General features: G+C 67.1%; 1 protein-coding gene and 1 pseudogene. Both read left to right on the forward strand.

Annotation, left to right across the window (positions count from 1 at the left end; translation table 11 throughout):
• The coding region (locus EOA60_RS34545) for a hypothetical protein (protein ID WP_164893899.1) at nucleotides 1–226 on the forward strand (226 nt) is incomplete at its 5' end.
• Between the two features lie 205 nt (nucleotides 227–431).
• Nucleotides 432–830 (forward strand): annotated as a pseudogene (locus EOA60_RS34550) (class I SAM-dependent methyltransferase); the annotation flags it as partial.
• Nucleotides 831–1,018: the final 188 nt, after the last annotated feature.

Below are 1,018 nucleotides of genomic sequence, written 5' to 3' on the forward strand. Positions count from 1 at the left end.
CAAGGCCAACATGCTGCTCATAGTCGAATGCCGCCACTGCTACCACGCCGGCCGCTTCAAGGCGAACGACGTGGCCAAGGTGGTCGGCTGGAACAAGCCGCTCGAAACCATCCGCTTCCGCTGCAAGCGCTGCGGCCGCAAGGACACTGAGGTCAAGACCCAGTTCATCGACCAGGATCACCCGCCCAAGGGTTATATCTGGGTGCTGCAGAAGGCGAGGGGATAGCAGCTGTCACTCAACACGCGAGCTATTTCTGAGACCTGGTTTTACCGCGTTCGGGATCGACGGTGTCCCTGGCCGAAGCTACAGTGGCGGCCCTCGACACCATCGAGCCTGCCCGGAGCGCCCATGGACAGCCGCCTCGACCGCATGATCGCCCGCCTCACCACCCAGCGCCGGGCGCTGGAGCGGGCGGCGGAGGGAGACCCGGGACTTGCCCGGCCCGGTGCTGGAGATCGGCCTGGGCAAGGGCCGCACCTACAGCCATCTGCGCAAGCTGTTCCCGGACCGCCGGATCATCGCCTTCGACCGCGACCTGCACGCCCCGGCTGATGCGGCGCCGGCCGGCGCCGACCTTGTGCTGGGCGATTTCCGCGAAACGCTGTCCGCCTTGTCCGGCTGCGCGCCCGCAGCCTTGGCCCATGCCGATTTCGGCAGTGAGGACCGCGCCCGCGACACCGCCCAGGCCGGCTGGCTGGCGGCGCTCATCGATGCGTTGATGGCACCGGGTGGCCTAGTGGTCAGCGACCGGGCGATGCAGTCGCCGCGCTGGACCCCCTTGCCCTTCGACACGCCGGACTGGCCTTATTTCCTCTGGCGCGTGAACTAGCCGCCACCACAGCTCACTTCACATCCGGCATCCGTTTCCGCGGCTTCGTCGGCCGGGCGGTCAAGGCCAACATGCTGCTCATAGTCGAATGCCGCCACTGCTACCACGCCGGCCGCTTCAAGGCGAACGACGTGGCCAAGGTGGTCGGCTGGAACAAGCCGCTCGAAACCATCCGCTTCCGCTGCAAG

Origin of the sequence: Mesorhizobium sp. M1A.F.Ca.IN.020.06.1.1, from assembly GCF_004023265.1 — a bacterium.
Taxonomy (GTDB): Bacteria; Pseudomonadota; Alphaproteobacteria; order Rhizobiales; family Rhizobiaceae; genus Mesorhizobium.